This window comes from Pseudomonas sp. PAMC 25886 (assembly GCF_000242655.1).
Taxonomy (GTDB): Bacteria; Pseudomonadota; Gammaproteobacteria; order Pseudomonadales; family Pseudomonadaceae; genus Aquipseudomonas.
In genome coordinates, this window is sequence record NZ_AHHC01000078.1 from 1 (window position 1) to 20931 (window position 20931).

Genomic DNA, 20931 nt, shown 5'->3' on the forward strand with positions numbered 1-20931 from the left:
GGGGCGGAAGCATCATTTTCAGCAGTGCGGCTTTACGTTCATCTGAGTAGAAAGGCATGACCATACTCTTGCCGCCCCCGAAATGTGTTCAAAAAAGCGGTGGACGCGACAACTACCCTGACACCGGGGGGAGCGGGCACGGTCAAATGTGGGAGCTGGCTTGCCTGCGATGCAGACAACTCGGTACATCAGACACACCGAGGTGATGCCATCGCCGGCAAGCCGGCTCCTACAGAAAAGCAGCTCTGCTTTCGCTTTGGCTTTTGCTCTGGCTTCTACCACTCAAGCCGGCCTGTAGGCCGCTGTGCTGTAGATTTTGATCTTGATCTGGCTCTGACTGCCCCAATAAGCCCGAGGCCGAACGCAGGTGGTGCGGAGCGGGTAAACCGGCAGGACGCCGGTTTAGCCGCGCTGGGCCAAGGATGGCCCATCGCGGCGGCCCGCGGAGCATCGCCGGAGTGAGGGAACACCGAGCCTTAGCGAGGTGCCGACAGGCGGGGCAGAGCCCTTTGCTTACTTTGGGGCTTTTCCAAAGTGAGTCGCTGTAAGAGCGAAACCATAAGCCGCCGTTACCGAAGAAACGGATATGTACTCAGCCCCCCCTCATCCAACCAAAACAAAGCCGCCTGCCCCACCCCGCCCAACAAATTCCAAACCACCCCGTCATGAATCATGAACGGCTGATTCTGCGCATCCACCCGCCACCCGCTGTAGCCATGAGCAATCCCCTTGGCCCCAACCTGCTCCATCAACACCTGCCGCGCCGGCCGATCCAGCTCCGAGGCACTGAACCGCGAAGGCATCCCGATAAAATCCTCACGCGGATACTTGAAGCAGCGCAAGGCACACTCATTCACATAGATAAAACGCGGATCACCCGCCCCGTCATGGGCCAGCAAGCTGTAAGGCGCCTGCTCATGCAACCACGTCAACCGCTGCTCACCCCCCAACCCCTCGGGCGCCGGCAACCCCTGCCCGGTCCAATGCCGGTAAGCCTCATCCAGCAAACGCACAAAATGTTCGTCAAAAGACACAACCGGCCTCACATCATCAAGTCGAAATCTTCGCCCGCCAGCAGAACACCGCACTGACCGCAATCGCCGCCCCGGCCACACCAAACACCCAGGGCGCCGACGCCACCGGCAGCAGCAACCCCGCCAACAACGGCCCAAGCCCCGCGCCCACATCACGCCATACCGCATTCGAGGCCAACGCCGAGACCCGCATCGCCCCCGGGTTGCGCTCCGCCACCAGCGTCGTCACCAACGGCAGTTGCAACGCCCGCAACACCAGCACCGCCGCAGCACCCGCAATCACCCAGTGGCTGCCAAACGCCCCCAGCGCCAGCGCGCTGAGAAAGGAAAACAGCAACAACATCGACGTGGCACCAAACTGCTGCGCCGCGCGGCCACCCAGCGGGCTCAGGAGCAGTTCCGAGACATACCGCAGGGCCATCAAGCCGCCCGCAATCAGCACCGCGTTGCCACCGAGGATCTTCTGCGCCTGAATCGACAGGCCGAAGATAAACAGCCCGTCCAGCGCCACACCTTCGATAAACGACCAGGTCGCCACACTGTCGGGCAACCGGAAGCGTCGCCCCGGCGTGCCGTGCAAATTATGGCCGGCAGTGGGCAGCCCCCGCGCCATCCATAATCCCACCAGGCAACACCCCGCCAGAATCAGGAAAATCGGACGCGGGCCGACATGCAATGTCAGCCATCCCCCCAGCGGTAACGCCAGCATCGGCCCCAGGGCGATCAACGCCCGTGAGCGCCCCGCCCGCCGCGCCGCACCCAGCGGTTCGGAGGTGGCCAACACTTGAGTGGAAAGGTTCAACGCGGCAAAACACAGGCCCCAAATCAGCCGCAGCCCGAGCAAGGCGGCAAAGCCGGACAACATCGAGTTGCCCAGGGCACACACCGCCGCCGCACCGGCGGCGATGGAGCAGGTCAGGCGATCGCCGTTACGGGCGTAGAAATTCAGAACATGCTTGTAGCCAAAGATCCGCACCAGGCGGTTGGCCGCCAGCAGCACCCCGGCCTGGGCCAGGGTGATACCGAATGCCTGGGACTCCATTGGCAGCACCAGGTACAGCAACACGTCACTGGGCAGGCACAGGCCGAGGGTCAGCGCAGCACGGCGGGAGTGGGCATCAGCACTGCGTTGGGCCAGATCAGACATAAAAGCTGAAACATTCAGAATTATTTAGACGGCCACGGTAGCCGTCTACCGCCCTGTTTTACAAGGCCCGAATGATTAAACCTTGGCGCCGTCCTGCATCAGGCGCAAGCCGCTGGCCACCGCGCCCACCAGGGCAAACCCGCACCCCAGCCACAACGCGTACTGCGGGCCGCTGCTCAGGGACAGGTGGAAACACAGCGCCACCAGCGAAGCCCCCAGCGTCTGCCCCATCAACCGCGAGGTGGCCACAATTCCGCTGGCCCCGCCACTGCGGGCGATGGGCGCGCTGGTCATGATTGCCTTGAGGTTGGGCGACTGGAAGAAACCGAACCCGGCGCCACACAAGGCCATGCGCCAACCGATATCAAAGGTCGACGCGTCATTGCCCAGGGTCGCCAGCGACGCCATGCCTGCGCTCAACATCACCAGGCCGATGCCACACAGCAACGCCAGCGAGATGCGATCCGCCAGGCGCCCGGCAATCAACGCCATCACCGCGACCACCGCCGGCCATGGCGTCATCAGGAAACCGGTGGCCACCTGGCTGTGGCCCAGCACGGTTTGCAACAGGAAGGGCAGCGACACAAACGCCAGGCCCTGGGCGCTGAACGCGCAAATCGCGGTGAGCGCCGACAGGGTGAACAGCGGGCGCTTGAACAGATCCACCGCCAGCATCGGCGCCGGGTGCCCGGCCTGACGCCGGATCAGCAACACGCCACACAGCAGCGCCACGGCGACCAGCCCCAGGGTCAACACCGCCTGCGCACCGTGCACCGCCGACCCCAGCCCCAGTACCAGCAGGGCGAACAACCCGGCGCAAAGAATTGCTGCCAGCCGGTCGAAGGCATGCCCGGTAATCGGGATCACCGGAATCGCACGCACCCCCAGCCACAAGGCCAAAGCGCCCAGGGGCAGGTTGATCAGGTACAACCAGTGCCAGGTGGCCACCGACAGAATCGCCGACGCGGCGGTGGGGCCCAGCGTAAAGGCCAGCCCCACCACCAGCGAGTTATACCCCAGCCCCCGGCCGAGTATTTTTGCCGGGTAGATGTGCCGCAACAGCGCAATGTTGACGCTCATGATCGCCGCTGCGCCCAGGCCCTGAACCACCCGGGCGGCGGTCAGCGTCGGCAGCGACCAGGCCAGGCCGCAAAACAGTGACGCCACCACGAACACCAGCAAGCCACCGAGGAACACCCGGCGGTGGCCGACCACATCACTCAGGGACGCAAAGGGCAGCACGGCGGCAATGGTCGCCAACTGGTAGGCGTTGACCACCCAGATCACCGAGGCCGAATCGGTGCCGATGCCTTCAGCCAGGGTTGGCAACGCCGTGTTGACGATGGCCGTGTCGAGGGTCGCCATGCCGATCCCCAGGGAAATCGCGACCACCGCCGCTAAACGTTTATCACTGGGCAACCCATCAGCTACAGAAGACATGGACAATCCGCACACGTGGCAAAGGCGTTAAGAGTAAGGGCTGCGGCCTTTTTTTTCAGCGGACAAATGCGCGGCTGTCCAAATATTCATGTTCAGGTCCGCCAGGTGCCCATCCGCGCCATTTGCACCAGCACCTCGGCCAGGGCGGGCTGCGGCGCACTGTTGACGGTGACCAGCGCCACACAACGGGTGGGCCGCAGGGTTGCGGCTGCCGTGACGGCGCGGCCACCGAGGTCGAACCCGGCGAGCACCGCCTCGGGGATGTGCAAGGCGTTCATCAGGTCCAGCACGTCCTGGCCGAGCACCACTTCCTGAGTGCTGGCGGGTGCAGCCTTGTCCAGTTGCGTGGTGGTGCCATGGCCCCGCAGGTACGGCGCGACCACCCGAAAGCCCTGGGACACCAGCTGCGACGTGACCCCGGCGAAGCGTTCCAGATCACCGTCCGCGCCATGCAGCAAAATGATCGGCCGGCCCTCCTCCGGGCCGGCTTCGTAGTAGCCGATGTCCAGCAGGTCGGTGCTGACCTGGCGGATCTGCCGGCTCGCGGGCGCCGCCATTACCGGCAGGGACAGCGCGACAGAAGCAATGGCAGTGGAAATCAAAAAACGACGGCGATTGAAATAAGACATGCGGTTATAGCTCCGAAAAATGTGACACAGGCAGGTCGTCAACGACCCCCACAATCAACTCACTGCCGATCCAGCCGGCCAGCCATTCACCGGCCTTTTCCACGCCCTCCTCTACCCCCAGGCGCTCCACCAGAAAGTCGCACAGCCCGACAAAACTGCCGTCGCCTTGCAGGTGCACCAGCGCCTGGTACTCCAAGGCGTCGACTTGGCGCAAACGCGAAGTGAATTGCCGACGCCACACCAGCAGCCCGCCGGCCTCGGCCAGCATCACCGCCTCGGGTGCCGGGGTTTGCTGCCACAACGCCGACCAGATCGCCTCGGCATTGGTGGTCAGCCCATGGCATCGCAACGACGGCGTGAGCTGCAGGTGTGCGGTGTCCCAATCCACCGCCGCCAATACGTCCATGGGCAACGGGCTCGCATCGGCAGCCACAAATGCCTCATTGAGCGACGACTCAATCCACGCCAGCTCATGCACGTCGGGGTTGTTGGGGAACAGTTTACCCAAGGTCAGGTGAAAGCCTTCGGGATAGACGTCCAGCGTCCAGGCATGGGGCGGATGCCGGTCGATATGGCTGATGGCTGCGGCCAGAAACGCCTCATCCCCGACCCAACGCCGCAGGTTGGGAAAGGCCTGCTCCAGGCAACCCACCAGTTGTGCGCGGTAGTTGTTCTGGTAAACCGCCAGGCCGGCGGTGTTGTTGCCGAGCACTTGGGCGGATTCGTCCGATGCACTCACCAGCCAGGTGTGAAAGGCCTGCTGCCATTGCGCGAGGTTCATGGGCGCACCTGCGCACGCTTGAAGGCCTCGGAAGCGCCGAGCATCCGGGCGATCGACAGTTCCTCCAGCAGCTCAGCCAAGGGGGGAATCTCGTCGTCGCGCTCGATCATCGTGGCGACCGGGCCGAGCAACGCAATGGCCTTGGCATACACATCCCAGACCCCGTCACACACCGGGCTGTCATGGCTGTCGATCAGCAATTCGCGGCCCTGGCTGTGGCCGGCCAGGTGAATCTGCCGGACCTGCTCCGCGGGAATTCCATCAAGAAACGCCAGGGCGTCAAAGCCGTGGTTGCTGGCGCTGACAAACACATTATTGACGTCCAGCAACAGCTCGCAGCCGGTGCGCCGGGACATGGCGGCGATAAATTCCCACTCGCTCATGGAGGCGCCTTCAAAGGCCAGGTAGCTGGACGGGTTTTCAAACAGCATCGTGCGGCCCAACACCTCTTGAGCCATGTCGATATTGGCGCAGACCCGGTCCAGTGCCTCTTCGGTATAAGGCACCGGCAGCAGGTCATGGGAGTTGAACCCACCACTGCGGGACCAGCTCAGGTGGTCGGACACAAACAGCGGTTCGATCTCGTCCACCAGCGACTTGAGGCGCTTCAGGTAATCGCGATCGAGGCCCTCGGCCGTGCCGATCGACATCGACACCCCGTGCAGCGCCACCGGATACCGCTCACGAATCTGGCGCAGGATATGCCGGGGCTGGCCGCCCGCGACCATGAAGTTCTCGGAGATCACTTCAACGAAATCCACCGCCACCGGGGCCTCCAGGAACTCGCTGTAGTGCTCCTTGCGCAGCCCCAGGCCATAGCCCGGGAAACGCGGGTTGGATGTCGGCATCTTGGGGTCTCCGTTATAAAACTGTGGGGGCGAGCTTGCTCGCGAAAAACCGGAGAACAACGCGGGGCGCAGGCACCCCGCGTGTTCATTACGGCCTTACTTCGGTTCAGTGGTAGTGCCGCCCAGCTTCAGGCACTCGGACGGGGTCTTCACGACCACGCCCTGGCCCTTGCAGCTGTTGAGGCCCTTGCAATCGTTCTTGGCCGTGGCGCACAGGCTTTCGCCCTTGCAGTTGTTCACGCCGTAGCAGCGGCCTGGCTGCTCCGGCTGGTCGGCGGCGCTCGCGGCAGCGGCGAAAGAGGCCGACGCCATGGCGATCAGGGCGGCAGCAGTGGCAAGGCTCAAGCGGGATTTGATGGACGTACTCATGGGTGTTACTCCTCGGGGTGGGGTTTATTTGATGACGGATGCAGCGTCTTCGATGACCTTCGCCACAGCCTCAGGCTGGGAGATGTACACCGAATGGCTGGCCTTGATTTCGGTGACCTTGGAACCGGCGCGCTTGTACATCCAGCGCTGCAGATCCGGGCTCAGGGCACGGTCTTCGGTGGATACCACGGCGTAGGTCGGTTTCTTGTGCCAGGCCGCGGCCCACACGGTGCCGCCGAACAGCGCGGTGGTGGCCGGCACTTGGGAGGCGGCCATGAAGTCGGTGCGGTTGGTGGTCAGGTCGGCGGCGAAATCGGCGTTGAACTTGGTGCGGTCAAAAAACAGATGCCCGTCGCGGGTCTGCTTGACGTCATTGCTCGGCGCCGGCATCGACGACAGCAACTGGCTCATGTTCTCGCCGACTTCCGGTTGCAGGGCAGAGACATAGACCATCGACTTGACCTTGTCGCGGTCACCGGCAATCGAGATCACCCCGCCACCGGAACTGTGACCCACCAGCACCACCGGGCCGACCTGTTGCTCCAGCACTTCGCGGGCTTCGGCCACATCGGCGGCAAGGCTTTCATGGCCCTGATGCACCACGGTGACCTTGTAGCCCTTGTGAATCAGGATGTCGTGCACCACTCGCCAGCCGGAGCCGTCGACGAAGGAACCGGGCACGATCACCACGCTTTTACCGGTTCCCGGCTGTGCACGGGGCGCCTCGGCAGCCGAGGCCAATAACGGTGTAGCGAGTGCCATGGCGATCGCCAGGGAAGAAAGAATACGCATGCGACTCTCCACAGGCCTTGGGGCCTGATCATTGTTGTGAAAGGGTTAACGGCGTTGGCCGGACAACACGCGGTCCAGCGACCAGGCCCCGCCGCCATACGCCAGCAGCGGCAACAACAGCCCGGCCCAGGTCAGGTGGGTTGGCCAGGCGTCGGGGTACACAAACACCTCGATCACCAGCGTCATGCCCAACAGCGCAGCGGCCGCAGGACGGGTCAGCAGGCCCAGCACCAGCAACAGCGGGAACAGATGCTCGGCGTAGGTCGCCAGGTGTGCCGCCCAATCCGGCGGCACCAGCGGCAAGGCGTATTCCGAGCGAAACAAGGTGTAGGTCGACGGCTTGAGTTGCAGGAAACCGGTCACCTTGGTGCGGCCCGAGAGGAAAAACACCGAAGCGATACCCACGCGAGCCACCAGCAACAGCAGCGCCTCAGGCAGCACACGCTTGAGCACCGCAGGGGCCAGGGCAATCATGGTTGTTCCGTCAGGCTGCCGAAGCCTTTGGGGGTTTTGATCTGGGTGCAGGTGCCTTTGTCCACCAGCACCCAGGCGTTGCCCTGGTAATCCGCCTTGGCGGTACCGGCGCAGGAAGTCCCGGCACCGGCGGCGCAGTCGTTGGCACCGGCAAGGGACACGCCGAAGCATTTTTCCTGGGGCTTGGCATCCTCGGCATGGGCGGTGGCGGCGAAGGCACCGAGAGACAGTGCGAGGGTGGCGGCAAGGGCCGCGTAGTGGCGCTTCATGGTGTGGAACTCCTGGCTTGACTGAATGTGGCCAGGGCGCTTGTGCGGTGGGTGACCACCTGCGCCATCTGGTAGACAGATTTAAAGCCAGGCGTGTATCCCGTCTGTGTCGTGCTCCCGCCTTCTATTCATGCCGGTGTATCAGGTGGGTGCTGAGACACAGTCTGATACACAGCCCCAATCGTGGTGAGCTGGGCTGTTATGGTGAGCCGGGCTGTTGTGGTGAGCGGGCTTGCCCCGCGCTGGGCTGCGAAGCAGCCCCCCAATAGAGAACGACCGCATATCAACAGGCAACACGCGACAGCCGATTTCAGGGCCGCTTCGCGCCCCAGCGCGGGGCAAGCCCGCTCACCACAACAGCCCCGCTCACCACAACAGCCCCGCTCACCACAACAAGCCCGCTCACCACAACAGCCCCGCTCACCACAACAAGCCCGCTCGCCACAGACCACCGCCGTTTTATTCGGCTTCCCGAACGACACAATTAGAAATATTCGCCTTTCCGAACATCTTCCTTCCTTCGCCGCCGACGACCGCAGAAATCCCCATAAATTTCATACGGTTGTTGTCATCTTTGTTACATGCCAACTGGCATACATTCTGCTACATCAGGTTTTCTAGTAATAAAATGTTTCGAACCTGAAACAGTCTCATCGCCTGAAACCCTACGGCCCCGCGCCCTATAACAATGTCCATGCCCCAAAGGAGGGCGGCAATTCTCACCTTTTGATCGACTTCAACTCTCCAAGCCTGCTGCCGCACGTAAGCACCCAAAAGGGCGAATGGCCTGATCGCCAATAACAAGCCCGACTACAAAAAAGGACAAATTGATGAGTTCGAGCAAATACCCCGCAGCGTCCTTTATGGACCTCGCCCCCCAGGCCCCGGACCACACCGAGAACGCGATCGGTTTTGGCCCCTTTCTCTTGTTGGCGCGCCAGCATGTATTGCTGCGCAACGGCGAGCCGGTGACCCTCGGCAGCCGCGCCTTGTACTTGCTGATCGCCCTCGCCAGCCGGGCTGGCGAGTTGCTGGAAAAGTCCGAGCTGATCTCTTTCGCCTGGCCCAAGGTGGTGGTGGAGGAATGCAACCTGCGCGCGCAGATCGTGGCGCTGCGCCGGGCGCTGGGGGATGACGGCAACTTCAGCTACATCGTCACCGTGCCGGGCCGGGGCTACCGGTTTGTAGCACCGGTAACGATGCAGGCAGTGAGTGAAAATGCAGTGCCCCAAGCCCTGGTGCCGGCCCCGACGGCAGACGTACCCAACCTGCAACCGGCGACGCCGGGCACGGTGATTGGCCGTGAGCAACTGATCCTGAGCCTTGCCGACCAGGTCCTGAGCCAGCGCTTCGTGACCATCACCGGCCCCGGCGGCATCGGCAAGACCACCGTCGCCCTGGCCGTGGCGCAACTGCTGCAGGGTCGCTTTCCCCAGGGCATGTGCTTCGTCGACCTGGCCCCCGCCACGAGCGGCCAATGGGTGGCCGGCATGCTCGCCAGCGCGCTGGGTATCCAGAGCGTAAGTGACGAGCCGCTGCAAAGCGTGGCCTCGATGCTCGCCAACAGCCCGCTGCTGCTGGTGCTCGACAACTGCGAACACGTGCTGCAAGCCACTGCCGACGCGGTCGAAGTGCTGCTACGCTGCGCGCCCCAGTGTTGCGTGCTGACCACCAGCCGCGAACCGCTGCGGGCCGACGGCGAACGGGTGCACGACCTGGCACCGCTGCTGGTGCCGGATGAAGACGCCAGCCTGAGTGCCGAGCAAGCCATGACCTGGTCCGGCATCGCGTTGTTTATCGAACGGGTCAAGGCCCTCGACCCCGGCTTCGTGTTCAAGGACGCCGACGTCGCCGCTGCCAGCGCCATCTGCCGCAAGCTCGACAGCAATGCCCTGGCCATCGAAATCGCTGCGGCGCGGGTGCGTACGTTCGGCATTCAGGACCTGGTGGGTTTGCTCGACGGCAGCTTCCGCCTGCAAATGACCGGCCGGCGTACCGCCCTGGCGCGCCACCGTTCACTGAGCGCGACCCTGGACTGGACCTACTCGATGCTCTCCGGCGACGAACAGGCGATGTTGCGCCAACTGGCGGTGTTTACCGGTTCCTTCACCCTGGACGCGGTCAAGGCCATGACCGCCAGCAGCACCCTCGATGGGCGCAACGCCCTGCCCTTGCTCGAAAGCCTGATGGACAAGTCGCTGCTGATCGCCGGTGAATCCCGGTTGCTCAAGCGCTACCGCCTGCTGGAAACCACCCGCGCCTACGCCCTGGAGAAACTCAACGAACACGGCGAAGCCGATGCCACCCGCCAGCGCCATGCACTGTTTGCCCTAGGGGTTTTGCAGGAAGCCGGGCAGACCCTCGACGGGCTTTCCCCCGAGACCTGGGTCGGCCTCTACGGCCCGGAAATCAACACGGTCCGCGCGGCACTGGAGTGGGCCTTTTCACCCTCGGGCGACCTGCCCACCGGCATCGAACTGACCCTGGGCGGCGTGCCGTTGTGGCTGCGCCTGTCGCTGGTCAGCGAGTGCCGCACCTGGGTCGACAAAGGCCTGGCCAGCGCCGCCACTACCCCGCTGCCGTTGCGCCAGCGCATGCTGCTGCAAACCGCCCTGGCCAGCGTGCTGATGCTGACCTACGGCACCGGCGGCCCAATGCGTGAAGCCTGGCGCCAGGTGCGCGAAGATGCCCGCGACCTGGGCGACGCCGAACACAAGCTGCGGGCGCTGTGGGGACTGTGGAGCGACCGTTGCGGCTGCAACCAATACGCCGAGGCGCTGGAACTGGCCGAGCGCTACATCACCCTGAGCCACAGCGGCAACCAGCAACTGCTGGGCAAACGCATGCGCGCCCTGGCGTTGTTCCACATGGGCGACCTGGCCGGTGCCCGGCAGAATATCGACGAGGCGCTGGGGTCACCCTCGGCACCGCGTTCGCACATTATCGACGTGCATTTTGACCAGCGCATCGCCGCCCGCTGCCTCAAGGCGCAGGTGCAGTTGCTGGAGGGCGATGTTGACCCGGCGCTGCGCTTGATCGGCAGTTGCGTCGATGAATCCATCACCCTCGATCATCCGGCCACCCTCTGGTACACCCTGTGCCTGGGGGCGATTCCGCTGGCACTGCTGGCGTCCAACCTGCCCAAGGTGCGCTATTACCTGGGGCTGCTGCAAGACAGCACGACGCAGCAAGACCTGCACATTTGGCGTCAGTTTCGCCTGTGTTTCGAGAGCATCCTGCTGATCCGCCAGGGCTCGCCCGAGGAAGGCGTGCCGCTGTTGGGTGAAGCGTTGCACCACTTGCATGGGCAGGGCGATAGCCAGCTGTATAGCCTGTTGCGCTGCGAATACGCCCTGGGTCTGGCACGGCTGGGGCTGGAGAAACTGGCGCTGGAAGTACTGGAAGACACCCTGCAATTGGCGCTGGGCCGGCATGAGCGCTGGTTCGTGCCGCAGATGCTGCGGATCAAGGCGCAGCTGATTCTGCGCCAGGCGCAGTACGGCGCGGTGGACAAGGCCAAGGTACTGCTGCGCCAGGCGTGGGTCGATGCGCAGTTGGCCGGCGCGCATTTTTGGCGGGCACAGATTGCCAGTGACCTGGCCAGGTTGCAGGAGCCGAAGATGCGGATCGCCTCGCTGCCAAGGTTTCAGCATCGGTAAAGGCCGCCAATGCCGGTGCGTATCCGTTATTCAGGTAGCGGATACGCACCCTGTTGATTCCCGAACAACCTGCCTTCTGATTGTTGCTTTTTCAGCGAACCTCTCGCACCACCAAAAAATACATCAATAAAATCAAATACTTAATTATGACAAAATGATGGCATATAGCTTGCTATCAACCCTTCAGCTTACTCTTCAAAGAGCGGCCCCTGCGTGACGGGACGGCACCCCGCCGGCCCCACGCTCAAGAATCGAATTTCTTAAGGGACCTTGCCATGCACCCTCTGCTCCGTTACCCGCGCCCCACCAAACCCACGCGCCCATTCATCCTCGCCAGTGCGCCGTTCATGGTCCTGCTGGCGGGGGACGCCTTAGGCGCGGAACAACCTGTCACCACCGCTCTGCCCCAGGTTACGGTCACCGCCCAACGCCACGAAGAATCTGCCCAGGACGTGGGTATCGCCCTCACTGCCCTCAGCGGCCAGGACCTGCAAGACAAGGGCGTGACCAAGGTCAACGACCTGCAAAACTACGTGCCCAACCTCGACATCGCCCCCCAGTACGGCGGCGGCAACCCGCTGTTCCGCATACGCGGTGTGGGCCTCAAGGACTACGGCAGCAACAACACCTCCACCGTCGGCGTGTACCTCGACCAGGTGGCGTTGCCCTACCCGATCCAGACCCAGGGCCAACTCTTCGACCTGGAGCGCGTGGAAGTCTTGCGCGGCCCCCAGGGCACGCTGTACGGGCGCAACAGCACCGCCGGCGCGATCAACTTCATCACCAACAAACCCACCCGGGAATTCCACGGCGGGCTGACCACCAACTACGGTTCCTACAACGCCAGCAACGTCGAAGGCTTTCTCTCCGGTCCGCTGACTGACACCTTGCGCGCCCGCCTCGCCTTCATCACCGAACAAGGCGGCGCCTGGCAAGAGAACCGCGTGACCGGGCAAAGCCTCGGGGACAAGGACAACACCTCGGTGCGCGGCCAGTTCGACTGGGACGCCACCCCCGACATCAACTTCAACCTGACCCTGCATGCCGGCCAGGACAAGTCCGACAGCCTGGGCTCCTACCTGTATCAGGGCCTCAAGCCCAATGCGACCAATGGCCGGGGCTACTCGGCCATTGGTGCCGAGAGCGACCCAAGCAAAACCGGCTGGGGCCTGACCCCGGGTTTTGCCAGGCTCACGGGCCTGTCGGTCGGTGACAAACCCCATCGCGACAACGACAACACCGGCTTCGCCCTCACCGGCACTTTCGACCTCAACGACCATTTGAGTGTCACCAGCATTACCGCCTCCGACCGTTTCCGCCGGCGTGAATACATCGACTGGGACGCCTCGGTGATCCCGCAATCCGACGAATATTTCGACTCGAAAATCGAGGTGTTCTCCCAGGAATTGCGCCTGGCGTCCCACGACAACGAGCGCTTCAACTGGCAGACCGGCCTGTATTTCGCCCAGGACCGCCTCGACGAAAACTTCTATTCGGACTTCAGCGCCAACCTCGGCTACGGCACCTACACCTCGTACACCCAGAAGTCGAACACCTACAGTGCCTTCGCCCAGGGCGACTACCAACTGACCGACGACTGGAAACTGATCGTCGGCCTGCGCCAGGAAAAAGAACACCGCGAACTGCAAGACTTCAGCACCCAGCGGATCCTGGTAAACAGCGGCGTCTACAGCCTGGGCCAACTGAGCTTCCCGGCCGCCGACAGCGACCTCGACAGCAACTCCACCTCGTGGAAGCTGGGCCTGGAATACCAGGTCACGCCTTCGACCCTGCTGTATTCCACGGTCAGCCGCGGGATCAAATCCGGCGGCTTCACCGCCTACAACTCCAGCTACGCCGAGCAGATCGCGCCGGTCAAACCGGAGAAACTGCTGGCGTATGAACTGGGCTTCAAAAGCGACTTGAGCGACACCCTGCGCATCAACGGCTCGGCGTTCTACTACGACTACCGCGACCAGCAGTACCAATCCCAAGTGTGGATCAGCCAGCAGATCGGCAACGTCGGGCGACTGGTGAATATTCCCAAATCGAAAATCTACGGCTATGAATTCGAGCTGCAATGGGAGCCGCTGCCAGGCCTGACGCTGGGCCAATACTTCGGCACCAAAAAGGGCAAATACCTCGACTACAAGGGCCTTGATAGCACCGCCACGCGGGCCGTGGGCTTTGCCTATCCGGTGTACACCGACTTCTCCGGCTCCAGCCTGACCAACTTCCCGAAAATCAGTTACGGCGGCCAGTTGCAATATGTGTGGGATGTCGGCGGCTTCACCTTCAGTGCCGAGAGCGATTACTCGTTCCACGACCGCATCGTCGGCAGCAACGGCACCACCACCCAGAAATACTGGCTGGCGAATGCGCGCCTGGGCATCACGCCCAAAGGCAGTCACTGGTCGGGGGCCTTGTGGGCCCGCAACGTGTTCGACAAGCAGTACGACCTTTACCACGGCTCGTTCCTGTCCAACGCACAGATCGCCACGCCGGGTGAGCCACGCACTGTGGGCGTCCAGGCCAGCTACACATTCTGAGGACCTGTCATGACGTTTGATCTCAATCGCCGGCAGGCCTTGCGCCTGCTGGCCGGAACGGCTGCCGCCCCGCTAATCCTGCGCTACGGCAGTGCCCTGGCCGGCGTGGCCACCCCGTTTACCCTGGGGGTCGCCAGCGGCGATCCCTGGCCGGACGGCTTTGTCATCTGGACCCGCCTGAGCACCCTGCCGCTGTTCCCCGGCAACGAGTACGCGTTACCGGCGAGCATCCCGGTGGACTGGGAAGTGGGCCTGGACGAAAACTTCAGCCGCATCGCCCAGCGCGGTCGCACCCAGGCCCTGGCGATCAATGGCCACGCGGTGCATGTGGAACTGCACGGCCTGCAGCCGGGGCGAGAATACTGGTACCGCTTTATCGCGCTGGGCGAACGCGGTCCGACGGGCCGCGCGCTGACGCTGCCGGCGCTCAACGCCAGGGTCGACCGCCTGAAACTCGGCGTGGCCTCCTGCGCGCATTACGAGCGTGGCCTGTTCAGCGCCTATCGGCACATGGCCAATGAACGGCCCGACCTGGTGCTGTTTCTCGGCGACTACATCTACGAATACACCAACAAGCCCGGCACCCCGGGCCTGGCACGCAGCTATGGGGCGCCCGAGGCCACCGACCTCGCCGGCTACCGCTATCGCTACGCACTGCACAAGACCGACCCGGACCTGCAACAACTGCACGCCGCCGCGCCGTGGATCGCCACCTGGGACGACCATGAAGTGCAGGACGACTACTCGGGCCTTTCCTCCCAGGACCCAAGCGTCACTGTGGCCGCGTTCCAGCAACGGCGGGCGGCGGCGTATCAGGCGTTCCTGGAAAACATGCCGGTGCGTCGCCCGCCCATCGGCAGCAATGGCAGCCCGCAGATTTACCGGCGGTTTACCTACGGCGACCTGGCGGCCATCCCGGTACTCGATGGCCGACAATATCGCTCGCGCCAGCCGTGCTACCAGGCACCGAACTTCGGCAAGGGCCATATGGAATTGAGCCGTTGCGTCGACCTCGCCGACCCCAGGCGCACCCTGCTGGGTTTCGAGCAGGAGCGCTGGCTGTATGACGGCCTGCGCCGCAGCGACAGCCGCTGGAACCTGCTGGCCCAGGACCTGCTGGTGGCACCGCTGCGGGCGCAAAAACCCGGCAGCGATGACGCCCGTTACTGGACCGACAGCTGGGATGGTTTCCAGGCCGCGCGGGGCCGCCTGATTGACAACCTGCGGGATAGCCGCGCGGCCAATCCGGTGGTGCTCAGCGGCGACTACCACTCCTTCTGGGCCAACCATCTCTACGAACGGCCTGAAGACCCCGACTCACGGCTGGTGGCCGCGGAGTTTGTCGGCACCTCCATCACCTCCAACGGGCCCAGCTATGAAGCGGTGCAATCGATCCTGCCGGACAACCCGCAGATTCGCTTCTACGACAGCCGCCCGCGCGGGTACCTGTCACTGGAGCTGACGCCGGAACGGCTGGAGGTGCGGATGCAGGCGATCTCGGATCGGCTGGACCCGAATGCCACGGTCTCGACCCTCAAGCAGTTTGTGGTGGAGAGTGGCAGCCCGCAGGTGCTGCCGGCCTGAGCCCCAGGGCCGGTGTGCGGCTATTGATCCGCTGCATAAATGACGGTTTGTGCGCTGTCGGGTGCAGCGGGTCGGCGGGTGAAGTAGGTGTCGCCTTCATCCGTATGGATCTCGTATTCAAACTTGCTGGCGGTGACATGCCGGATGATTTTCAGCACCCGCTGGAATTTCACGCTTTGAGTACCGTTCTGGTTGGGCCCGGTGAGCACGCTGACACTTTGAAACCAGCCGTCGTTCTTCCGGTTCGCCACCAGGGCGCCGGTCATGGCTTCAAACCGTTCCAGCCGGGTAAAGCCCCAGAGTGTCTGCTCCTCCACCGTTTCGCCGAGGGCGGCAGAACCGGTAAACACGAACAGGTTGATCGCCGGGCTGTCTTCGCAGAAGAAATCGTAAGGCACCAGGCCGTCGACCATTTTCTTGCCGGCCACGAAGCCTTTTTTGTGCACCTGAAACATCGCCACCTCCACGCCAATGGCGTCACTGAACATCAGCTCACGCAGAGGAAAAGTCTAAGGGCGCAGGGCGTACAGGGCGGTCAAGCCAATGTAATATCGTGTAAAGATCCCACCCGGGGCAGGTTGATCTCCACGGTCAACCCGCCGGGTGGCTGGTTGTACGCCACGATGGTTCCGCCATGCATTTCCACGGCCCGCAAGGCGATCGCCAGGCCCAGTCCGAAACCGCTATCGGCGTCATTCGGGCCGCGCTCGAAGGGCCAGAAAATACGCGGCAACCGCAGCGGTTCAACCCCCGGCCCCTGGTCACTGATCAAGACCCTCAGCCAGGGTGTGTAGGGGTTGATCTGCGCTGTGACCAGCACCGTCGTATCCGGTCGCGTGTAGCGCACCGCATTTCGAACGATATTCTCGAAACACCGATACAACAGCTCGCCGCTGGCACGACTGACAAAGTCAGGGCACGCCTGCAAGCTGACACGACAGCCTTTGATGCCCGCCTCGAACTGCGCGTCTTCGACAATCACGGCCAGCAGCTCGATGATATCCACCGGCTCGCGCTCGATACTTTCGGGGCGGCCCTGCACGCGCGCCAGGGTCAACAGCGCCTCGATCAGCGTGTCCATGCGCGCCGACTCACGCTGGATGCGCCCGAGCATTTCCTGGCGTGCCGGGTCTTGCAGCAGCAGCCCGATGGCCACCTGCATGCGCGTCAACGGCGAGCGCAGTTCGTGGGAGATGTCGTGCAGCAGCTGTTGCTGGGCCTCCACCAGCAGTTTGAGCTGGTTGGCCATTCGATCGCAGTCTTCGGCCAGGTCAACGATTTCATCACGGCGCTTGCCCATCATCGGCCGCACCCGGGTTTCGAAGTGCCCCCGGGCCACGTCACCCATCGCCCGCCGCAGGTACGCCAGCGGCCACGCCAGGTAATAGGCCATATAACCGCTGAACAGCGCACTCATTACGGTGCCGATGATCAACGGAATCCAATGACCCAGCCGGCCGGGGTCGTGGGGAGGCTGGGAAGACCTGAGCGACAGCGCGGCCCCGTCCTTGCTGATCAGCGACTTTTCATAGGCCGCCTGCGAGACCGGCGTGCCGGCCAGCAATTGACCGGCACTGTCATACACGCCAATGGCTTGGCCGTGGGCTGGCTGCCACACCGCCAGGAGCTGGCGGCCCGACTCGACACCGTACTGTTCCAGCAACTGTTCTTCGCTGGCCAGGATCGCGTCCAGATGGTGATCCCCGGGGCCAAGGCTGCCCGCCACGAGAATGCTCAACCCCACCAGGAACGTCAGGCTGGTGGCCAGCCAAAAGGCCAGGAACAGTTTCCAGAACAGCCGGCTGGGCTTCATCATTCGGCGATCAACAGGTAACCGAGGCCGCGCACGCTCTGGATCCAGGCCTTGGCATCCGGGCGCGGGCCCAATTTCTGGCGAATGCTGCTGATGTGCACGTCGATGCGTCGGTCGTAACGGGTCAACGGGCAGCCCAGGGCATTGAGGGACAGGTCCTTTTTGCTCACCACCTGGCCGGCGCACCGGGCCAGCACTTCAAGCAGGCTGAATTCGGTACTGGTCAGCCCCAGCTCGCAACCGTTCCAACGGGCCTGGCGTTTGCCGGGCCACAGCATCAGGGCGCCGGTCGTTATGACCTCCCCGGTCGGCTGGCCCACGGGTTGCACCCGGCGCATGATCGCGCGCAGGCGCGCCACCAGTTCCCCCGGGGAGCTGGGCTTGGGCACGTAATCGTCCGCGCCAAGTTCCAGCCCGGTGATGCGGTCGATGTTGTCGCCACGGGCGGTGAGCAACACCACCGGCACCTGGCTGCTGGCGCGGATGCGCCTGAGCACTTCTATGCCCGACAGCCTGGGCAGCATCACGTCCAGCACCACAATGCTGTAGCGCCCCGACAACGCCTCCACTTCACCCTCCTCGCCGGTGTGCACGCAGGTCGCCTCAAAGCCTTCATGCTCCAGGTATTGGCCGAGCATTTCAGTCAGTTCCTGGTCATCGTCGACTAGCAATACGCGGATCATGGCGAGCTCGTGAAGGGGTCTGGCCACAGTATCACCCAGCGTCACCGCCCCGGGGCCAACCTTTACCTAACTTGACACTTGGTTAACCGCACCAAACCCCCGGCGCTCTTATGCTTGCCGTCCACCCGTCTGGCCGCGTCGTGGTGACCCGCCTGCGGCGAGTCATCCGTGCGCGCTTGCGCTGCTTGTCGATGTGTTCTGGAAAAGATCTTGATGAATTTTTCGCGCCTGCTCTGCTCGGTTGCGCTGCTGCTCAATGTCACACTTGCACACGCTGAAGCCTTCAAAATCTCGGATATCCGTATCAACGGTCTGCAACGGGTCTCTGCGGGCAGCGTGTTTGGTGCCTTGCCGCTGAACGTGGGGGACGAGGCGGATGATCGACGGCTGGTGGATTCCACCCGCGCGTTGTTCAAGACCGGCTTCTTCCAGGACATCCAGCTGAGCCGCGACGGCGATGTATTGATCATCAATGTGGTCGAGCGCCCGTCGGTGTCCAGCATCGAGTTCGAAGGCAACAAGGCCATCTCCACCGAAGACCTGCTCAAAGGCATGAAGCAGTCGGGCCTGGCCGAGGGCGAGATCTTCCAGCGCGCCACCCTCGAAGGCATGCGCAACGAGCTGCAGCGCCAGTACGTGGCCCAGGGTCGCTACGCGGCGACCGTCGACACCGAAGTGTTGCCACAGCCGCGTAACCGCGTGGGCCTGAAGATCAAGATCGACGAAGGCGCGGTGGCGGCGATCCAGCACATCAACGTGGTGGGCAACACGGTGTTTACCGACAAGGAACTGGCCACGACCTTCACCCTCAAGACCAGCAACTGGTTGTCGTTCTTTACCAACGATGACAAGTACGCCCGTGAAAAACTCACCGGCGACCTGGAGCGCCTGCGCTCCTATTACCTGGACCGTGGCTATATCAACATGGACATCACCTCGACCCAGGTGTCCATCACCCCGGACAAGAAGCACGTCTACATCACCGTCAACGTCAACGAGGGCGAGAAGTACACCGTGCGTGAGGTGAAACTCAGCGGCGACTTGAAAGTGCCCCAGGACCAGGTCCAGTCCCTGCTGCTGGTGCAGAAAGGCCAGGTGTTCTCGCGCAAACTGATGACCACCACCTCCGACCTGATCACCCGGCGCCTGGGTAACGACGGCTACACCTTCGCCAACGTCAACGGCATGCCCACGCCCCACGATGACGACCACACCGTGGACATCACCTTTAACGTCGACCCGGGCAAGCGCGCCTACGTGAACCGCATCAACTTCCGGGGCAACACCAAGACCGACGACCAGGTACTGCGCCGGGAAATGCGCCAGATGGAAGGCGGCTGGGCCTCGACCTACCTGATCGACCAGTCCAAGGTTCGCCTGGAGCGCCTGGGCTTCTTTAAAGAGGTCAACGTCGAAACCCCGGCGGTGGCGGGTGTCGATGACCAGCTGGATGTGAACTACGCCGTCGAAGAACAGGCGTCCGGCTCGATCACCGCCAGCGTCGGGTTTGCCCAGGATGCCGGCCTGATACTCGGCGGTTCGATCACCCAGAACAACTTCCTGGGCACCGGGAACTACGCCAGCCTGGGCTTGACCCGCTCGCAGTATCAAAGCAAGTACAACATCGGGTTTACCAACCCCTACTTCACACCGGACGGGGTGAGCCTGGGCTATAACGCGTTCTACAGCGCCACCGATTACAACAACTACTACGACGATGGCAGCGGGGTTTCCTACTACTCCATCAACAGCTACGGCCTCGGCGCCACGATCGGCTACCCGATCAATGAAACCTCGCGGTTGAGTTTCGGCCTGACTGTGCAACACGACAGCATCGACCCGGGGATCTACAGCTCTGATGAGATCTACGACTTTCTGCAGCGTGAAGGCAGCGAGTTCACCAACTTCAAGGCGAACCTGGGGTGGTCGGAGTCGACGTTGAACAAAGGCGTGATGCCGACCCGTGGCTACTCGCAGAATTTGAACCTGACGGTGACGCTTCCGGGCAGTGACTTGAGCTTCTACAAACTCGACTACTCCGGGCAGACGTTCGTGCCGGTCACTACCTCTACTACGCTGCGTTTTCATACCAAGCTGGGTTATGCCAACGGATACGGTTCGACTGACGGATTGCCGTTTTATGAAAACTACACCGCTGGGGGCGAGGGTTCGGTGCGTGGGTTTGAGAGCGGGACGCTTGGGCCGCGCAGTACGCCGGCCACTGGCGCGTATGCCAGTGCGGGGCAGCAGTACTACACCGACCGGGATGCTGAGGCGCTGGGGGGCAATATCCTGATCACGGGCGGGGCGGAGTATCTGTTTCCGATGCCGTTTCTCAAGGACAACAAATCGGTGCGTACTTCGGTGTTCTGGGATGTGGGCAACGTTTACTCGAACAAGTGCGCCCTGAGTACTACCCAGGGGTGCAACGGGGTTGACCTTAGTCAGCTGGGCGCTTCTGTGGGTGTCGGGGCTACGTGGTACAGCCCGCTGGGGCCGTTGAGTATCAACCTGGCGCTGCCGGTTCGTACGCCGGAGAATGCGACCAGGCAGGTGTTCCAGTTCTCCATGGGGCAGAATTTCTGACCTGCTGGAGTACATATCCGTTGTTGCGGTCAGGGCTGATATGGGTTCCGCTCTTACAGCGGGTCACTTTTGAAAAGCCCAAAAGTAACCAAAAGGCTCTTGCCCCACCACTCGGCACCTCGCTTAGGCTCGGTGTGCCCTCTCTCCGGTACTACTCCGCGGGCCGCCGCGACGGGGCGTCCCTGCCCCGTCGCGGCTAAACCGGCGTCCTGCCGGTTTACCCGCTCCGTACTACCTGCGTTCGGCCAGCGTGGTTTAACGGGGCGCCTAAGAT

17 protein-coding genes are annotated in these 20931 nt (G+C 63.0%); 4 read left to right on the forward strand and 13 right to left on the reverse strand.

Going from position 1 to position 20931, the window contains the following annotated elements; all coding sequences use genetic code 11:
- Positions 1 to 569: 569 nt before the first annotated feature.
- The 10 genes from MUM_RS0124950 to MUM_RS0124995 all read right to left on the reverse strand — a co-directional run bounded on the left by MUM_RS0124950 (position 570) and on the right by MUM_RS0124995 (position 7783).
- The gene (locus MUM_RS0124950; RefSeq protein WP_029616088.1) at positions 570 to 1007 is read right to left on the reverse strand and encodes an MEKHLA domain-containing protein; all 438 of its coding nucleotides are present in this window, start codon (positions 1005 to 1007) and stop codon (positions 570 to 572) included.
- A 43-nt stretch (positions 1008 to 1050) separates the two neighbouring features.
- A complete protein-coding gene (locus MUM_RS0124955; RefSeq protein ID WP_010175336.1) occupies positions 1051 to 2181 on the reverse strand; it encodes an MFS transporter in 1131 nt (376 codons plus the stop codon).
- 75 nt (positions 2182 to 2256) lie between these two features.
- Positions 2257 to 3621 carry an MFS transporter gene (locus tag MUM_RS0124960; RefSeq protein ID WP_029616089.1) on the reverse strand — a complete coding sequence of 455 codons (1365 nt, stop codon included), beginning with the start codon at positions 3619 to 3621 and terminating at the stop codon, positions 2257 to 2259.
- Positions 3622 to 3713: 92 nt separating this feature from the next.
- Positions 3714 to 4250, reverse strand: coding sequence for an alpha/beta fold hydrolase (locus tag MUM_RS0124965; RefSeq protein WP_010175340.1), 537 nt, complete (start codon positions 4248 to 4250; stop codon positions 3714 to 3716).
- A gap of 4 nt (positions 4251 to 4254) precedes the next feature.
- The gene (locus MUM_RS0124970) at positions 4255 to 5031 is read right to left on the reverse strand and encodes an HvfC/BufC N-terminal domain-containing protein (protein ID WP_010175342.1); all 777 of its coding nucleotides are present in this window, start codon (positions 5029 to 5031) and stop codon (positions 4255 to 4257) included.
- The gene (gene bufB / locus MUM_RS0124975) at positions 5028 to 5879 is read right to left on the reverse strand and encodes an MNIO family bufferin maturase (RefSeq protein ID WP_010175344.1); all 852 of its coding nucleotides are present in this window, start codon (positions 5877 to 5879) and stop codon (positions 5028 to 5030) included. Before bufB ends, MUM_RS0124970 begins: the two co-directional genes overlap by 4 nt.
- Positions 5880 to 5975: 96 nt before the next feature.
- Entirely contained in the window at positions 5976 to 6248 is a 273-nt protein-coding gene (gene bufA2 / locus MUM_RS0124980; RefSeq protein WP_003211275.1) for a BufA2 family periplasmic bufferin-type metallophore, read from the reverse strand.
- A gap of 24 nt (positions 6249 to 6272) precedes the next feature.
- Entirely contained in the window at positions 6273 to 7040 is a 768-nt protein-coding gene (locus MUM_RS0124985; RefSeq protein WP_010175346.1) for an alpha/beta fold hydrolase, read from the reverse strand.
- 45 nt (positions 7041 to 7085) lie between these two features.
- Complete coding sequence (locus MUM_RS0124990) at positions 7086 to 7514, reverse strand: DoxX family protein (protein ID WP_010175348.1); 429 nt, start codon at positions 7512 to 7514, stop codon at positions 7086 to 7088.
- Positions 7511 to 7783 (reverse strand): BufA1 family periplasmic bufferin-type metallophore, encoded by a 273-nt coding sequence (locus tag MUM_RS0124995; RefSeq protein ID WP_003211270.1) that lies wholly within the window; start codon positions 7781 to 7783, stop codon positions 7511 to 7513. The genes MUM_RS0124990 and MUM_RS0124995 overlap by 4 nt, the downstream gene beginning before the upstream one ends.
- An 830-nt stretch (positions 7784 to 8613) precedes the next feature.
- Here MUM_RS0124995 and MUM_RS0125005 point away from each other — a divergent pair.
- The 3 genes from MUM_RS0125005 (at position 8614) to MUM_RS0125015 (ending at position 15575) form a co-directional block, all read left to right on the forward strand.
- Positions 8614 to 11442 (forward strand): ATP-binding protein, encoded by a 2829-nt coding sequence (locus MUM_RS0125005; RefSeq protein WP_010175352.1) that lies wholly within the window; start codon positions 8614 to 8616, stop codon positions 11440 to 11442.
- Positions 11443 to 11717: 275 nt separating this feature from the next.
- Positions 11718 to 13991 (forward strand): TonB-dependent receptor, encoded by a 2274-nt coding sequence (locus MUM_RS0125010; RefSeq protein WP_010175354.1) that lies wholly within the window; start codon positions 11718 to 11720, stop codon positions 13989 to 13991.
- 9 nt (positions 13992 to 14000) lie between these two features.
- Positions 14001 to 15575: an alkaline phosphatase D family protein gene (locus MUM_RS0125015; RefSeq protein WP_010175356.1), complete on the forward strand. Its 1575-nt coding sequence runs from the start codon at positions 14001 to 14003 to the stop codon at positions 15573 to 15575.
- 20 nt (positions 15576 to 15595) lie between these two features.
- Here the strand turns inward: MUM_RS0125015 and MUM_RS0125020 are convergent, their stop codons facing one another.
- The 3 genes from MUM_RS0125020 to MUM_RS0125030 all read right to left on the reverse strand — a co-directional run bounded on the left by MUM_RS0125020 (position 15596) and on the right by MUM_RS0125030 (position 18071).
- A complete protein-coding gene (locus tag MUM_RS0125020) occupies positions 15596 to 16030 on the reverse strand; it encodes a hypothetical protein (protein ID WP_029616091.1) in 435 nt (144 codons plus the stop codon).
- Between the two features lie 80 nt (positions 16031 to 16110).
- Positions 16111 to 17391, reverse strand: a complete 1281-nt coding sequence (locus tag MUM_RS0125025) for a HAMP domain-containing sensor histidine kinase (RefSeq protein ID WP_029616092.1) — start codon at positions 17389 to 17391, stop codon at positions 16111 to 16113.
- Positions 17388 to 18071, reverse strand: coding sequence for a response regulator transcription factor (locus tag MUM_RS0125030; RefSeq protein ID WP_008430480.1), 684 nt, complete (start codon positions 18069 to 18071; stop codon positions 17388 to 17390). The genes MUM_RS0125025 and MUM_RS0125030 overlap by 4 nt, the downstream gene beginning before the upstream one ends.
- A gap of 213 nt (positions 18072 to 18284) precedes the next feature.
- Here MUM_RS0125030 and bamA point away from each other — a divergent pair, with 213 nt between their 5' ends.
- Entirely contained in the window at positions 18285 to 20657 is a 2373-nt protein-coding gene (bamA, locus tag MUM_RS0125035; protein WP_010175363.1) for an outer membrane protein assembly factor BamA, read from the forward strand.
- The last annotated feature ends 274 nt before the right edge of the window (positions 20658 to 20931 follow it).

What these genes read in the sequence shown, in the direction of transcription:
- MUM_RS0125005 (WP_010175352.1), top strand. Translation starts at nt 8,614, where the DNA reads ATGAGTTCGAGCAAATACCCCGCAGCGTCCTTTATGGACCTCGCCCCC.
- MUM_RS0124990 (WP_010175348.1), bottom strand. Translation starts at nt 7,514, where the DNA reads ATGATTGCCCTGGCCCCTGCGGTGCTCAAGCGTGTGCTGCCTGAGGCG.
- MUM_RS0125020 (WP_029616091.1), bottom strand. Translation starts at nt 16,030, where the DNA reads ATGTTTCAGGTGCACAAAAAAGGCTTCGTGGCCGGCAAGAAAATGGTC.
- MUM_RS0124955 (WP_010175336.1), bottom strand. Translation starts at nt 2,181, where the DNA reads ATGTCTGATCTGGCCCAACGCAGTGCTGATGCCCACTCCCGCCGTGCT.
- MUM_RS0124970 (WP_010175342.1), bottom strand. Translation starts at nt 5,031, where the DNA reads ATGAACCTCGCGCAATGGCAGCAGGCCTTTCACACCTGGCTGGTGAGT.
- MUM_RS0124985 (WP_010175346.1), bottom strand. Translation starts at nt 7,040, where the DNA reads ATGCGTATTCTTTCTTCCCTGGCGATCGCCATGGCACTCGCTACACCG.
- MUM_RS0125010 (WP_010175354.1), top strand. Translation starts at nt 11,718, where the DNA reads ATGCACCCTCTGCTCCGTTACCCGCGCCCCACCAAACCCACGCGCCCA.
- MUM_RS0125025 (WP_029616092.1), bottom strand. Translation starts at nt 17,391, where the DNA reads ATGATGAAGCCCAGCCGGCTGTTCTGGAAACTGTTCCTGGCCTTTTGG.
- MUM_RS0124995 (WP_003211270.1), bottom strand. Translation starts at nt 7,783, where the DNA reads ATGAAGCGCCACTACGCGGCCCTTGCCGCCACCCTCGCACTGTCTCTC.
- MUM_RS0125030 (WP_008430480.1), bottom strand. Translation starts at nt 18,071, where the DNA reads ATGATCCGCGTATTGCTAGTCGACGATGACCAGGAACTGACTGAAATG.
- bufB (WP_010175344.1), bottom strand. Translation starts at nt 5,879, where the DNA reads ATGCCGACATCCAACCCGCGTTTCCCGGGCTATGGCCTGGGGCTGCGC.
- bamA (WP_010175363.1), top strand. Translation starts at nt 18,285, where the DNA reads ATGAATTTTTCGCGCCTGCTCTGCTCGGTTGCGCTGCTGCTCAATGTC.
- bufA2 (WP_003211275.1), bottom strand. Translation starts at nt 6,248, where the DNA reads ATGAGTACGTCCATCAAATCCCGCTTGAGCCTTGCCACTGCTGCCGCC.
- MUM_RS0124965 (WP_010175340.1), bottom strand. Translation starts at nt 4,250, where the DNA reads ATGTCTTATTTCAATCGCCGTCGTTTTTTGATTTCCACTGCCATTGCT.
- MUM_RS0125015 (WP_010175356.1), top strand. Translation starts at nt 14,001, where the DNA reads ATGACGTTTGATCTCAATCGCCGGCAGGCCTTGCGCCTGCTGGCCGGA.
- MUM_RS0124960 (WP_029616089.1), bottom strand. Translation starts at nt 3,621, where the DNA reads ATGTCTTCTGTAGCTGATGGGTTGCCCAGTGATAAACGTTTAGCGGCG.